Source organism: Stieleria sp. (assembly GCF_041595215.1).
Lineage (GTDB): Bacteria > Planctomycetota > Planctomycetia > Pirellulales > Pirellulaceae > Stieleria > Stieleria magnilauensis.
The window spans coordinates 1-3,240 of record NZ_JBFHKV010000985.1 but is presented as its reverse complement, the minus strand read 5'-3'; the positions used below and the strand labels follow the sequence as shown (position 1 = coordinate 3,240).

Sequence of the window (3,240 nt, the reverse complement as noted above, 5' to 3'; positions counted from 1 at the left end):
CAACGTGCGATAGGTGTCCGGGGCGTCACCGAAATCGATTTCCACGTCGGGAATGATGACGGTGAATCGGGTGTTACCGTTGCGTTGGTTCGATCGCAGCAGGTTGCCCGCCCGGTCGGCGATCAGCGAGTTGTCCAAGTTGATGATGTAAACGCTGGACGGTTCCCAGAGCGTCGACAGCGGTGTCAGACGCAGAATGCCACTGAGTTCGTTGTAACCGACGACGTAGTCGACGCCCTGGACCAACGGGATCCCATTCTGGGTGATCTCAATCGCTCGATCTGAGATCGTATCGTCGTTGGGATCGTCGACGGTCAATCCGTCCACCCCGGTGCCTTCGAACGGCGAATTCGGATCGCGACCGTCACCCAGGAAGATCGTAAAGTTTTCCAGCAGCGGATCGGTCACCCAAATCACCGTGTTGCTCGGATCGCGATCGTTGCCTTCGGAATCGTTGTCGACCGGGTTCAAAATCACCGCGTACGGTGCGTCGACGTCGGTTTCTTCCAACGCTCCACGATCACCCAACGCCGATGCATTCGGGTCGACGCGGAGTTGACCGAACGCATCACGCAGCGGTGCATTGATCGGAGACGCCGGAATGCCAAGCTCCGTTTTGAACGTCAGATAGTTCTGGCGATCTTGCTCGGTGTTCTGCGAACTGTCGACCGCCGCCGATGAACTGTCCAGGTAGTAATTGCCGTTGGCGGCATCCACGAACAGCGGTGCGGTCGCCGGTGCGGTCAGCGCGCCGGTGCCGGTGTTGCCATTGTTGGTGTTGTTCTGGAAGAAGTTCGAACGGATGACGGTTCCGGTGCCGCCGTCGGTGATTCCTCGATTGAAATCCGTGATCAAGTTGTTCATCAACGTGGGACTGGCCAGCCCCACAATTTCGATCCCGGTACCCGTTCGTCCGGATCCGACCAGCGTGTTATTGAGCAGCCGCCCGAAGGGAACCGGTCGCTGTGGGATCGCTGTCGTCTCCCCGGCGAAACGGATCCCGGACGATCCGGAGATCACGTTATTTTGGATGACGACGCCGGGCACCAGTCGCTGGGTGTTCAACTGTGGGAAGTTGATCGTCGATCCCGGATGCGGAACGCTGCCGCCGGCTTGAGTCGTTCCCGGCTCGACGTTGATGCCAAGAATGGACGAGTTGCTGATGAAGTTCGAATCGAGAATCAGGTTGCCCTGAGCCCGTTCGCGGTTGCGATCGGCCAGTAATCCCGTACCGCCCTGCAGCAATTGGACATTATCGATGAACGCACGGTTGGCGCCCTGCGGCGGTGCGGTGTCGGTGAAGTCGTACACCCATGTGAAGGTCGGATTGCCCGAACCGAACGTGAATTCGGCCGTGACGTAACCGGTCACACCGGAGGCCAGTGTCGGATCGAGAATCGGCTCTTCGCCCGAGTCGCTGACCAATCGCTGCGGAACGCCATCGATCAAGAATCGTAAACCGTGTGTCTCGAGCGCCGAATTGACGTCGTAGGAGAAACGGATCACACCGGCGGTATCGGAAAGCGATCCCAATTCGGCTCGCGTGACCTCGAAAATCGAGACGCGATTGGTTCCCACCGGGCCGGATTGCAGACTATTGATGCCGGTGCTTGGATTCACGTTGGTGACCGACCATGGGGCGATTTCCGAAGCGGTGAATCCGCCCAGGACCGTTGTGTCTTGGGGCAACAAGCTGGGGACAAAGGTGGCGGGTTCGAAGGACAGGAACGCCGTCTCGGTTGCTTCATCGACGTGCCGGTCGTTGGTGTCAAAAATTGCACCGACGACTGGACCGACCGGGGTCAGCGCCACGTGCTCGTCCGTCCGGCGAATCTCCAACTGATACGGTCCGTTGACGATGTCCGGGAACTGTTCCGGATCCAGGTCACGGGTACGGCTGGTGCCGGCGAACAGGTTCGTCAGCCCCACGTCACCGTTGGTGCCGGTGACCATTTCACCGCGTTCGGCGTATCCGATGATAAAGTCGTCGACAAAGAACCCTTGATGTTGGTTGTCGAGCGATCGAATCGACCGCGCGTTGTTGGTCGTGCTGACGTATTCGCCGAACGGAGCGACGTCGGTCGCGGCGGCGGGATTGTATTCATTGTCGATGCGGCCGAGCGTGGAGTCGTTGACCGAACCGGCCGAACTGAAATCGAGCCGCAGTTTCAATCCGGTGAGACCGGCATACTGAGACAAATCCACGCGGGCTTGTCGCCACTGGCCGGTGTTGTCAAACAACTCTTGAACGATCTGCTGACTCTGCGCTCGCGGCGTCGCGCTATTGAGCCCGGCGTCGGACAGGTGTGACAGGAATCCGGGCAGTTCAGCGGTTCCGCCGAAATCGGTCGGATCGGCGACACTGAGTTGCGAGTTGTTCGATGCGACCAGATCCCAGGTCGCACCACCATCGGCCGAGATGAAGACGCGGGCGCTGTCGCGGAACGGATCCTCGCCATCGGAATCGATGTCGGAACCGTCGTGTCCCTCGGTTTCCAAGAAGTAGCTGAAGTACAACGTTGGGCGATCAGCCCGAACCGACCCGTCCAAATCGAACTCGCCGGTTTCCAACGTTCCATAACCGCCTCCGGGCAGGTTGTACGACCCTTGGACGCCGTTCCCAAAGTCGCCCACGATGGCCGGGTTGCTGCTCAAGTCGGCATGGAACTCGGTCGTCAGAATGCCGTACTGGGCGTTGACGCCCGGCAGGTATTGCAGGTAGTGCTCGGAGTCCGAGTTTTGGTTCAGGACCCATTGTTCCAGACCAAACTGGTAGCTCACGCCGCCTTCGTCTTGGTCAAAGTTTCGGAAGCTTCCCGGCGTGCCGTAGGCCTCGCTAATGTCACCGGGCACCCGCGTGTCATCTTCGGCTTCGTTGATCCCGTGTCCGGCGTCGGTGGCGCGGAGCGAGGTCGGGTGCCAGAGGTTGAAGTCCAACGGCGAGAATGCCAATCCGATCGCGTTGGCGCCAAACCCATTGAGTCCGGAAACGTCCATGATGAAGCTACCGGCGACTCCGGATCCGACAGCGGCTTGCAAGCTGATGCTCGCAGCGGTCGAGGGCAAGTTCAACGAGTTGTCGATTTCCAGAAGGGAAACATCGACGCCCGCGTACTGTCCGACGAAGTTCAACAGCACGCCGTTTCCTGGCGGATTCAAGACGCCGGCGGCCATGACGTCGGCCGGGTTGAAGGTCGGCAGTCCGATCAACGCATCGCGGACGCTCAAGATGCCATCGGT

At 59.7% G+C, this 3,240-nt stretch carries 1 pseudogene; it reads right to left on the bottom strand.

What is annotated here, in order from left to right:
• Positions 1-3,240: pseudogene (locus ABX749_RS27120) on the bottom strand (hypothetical protein); the annotation flags it as partial.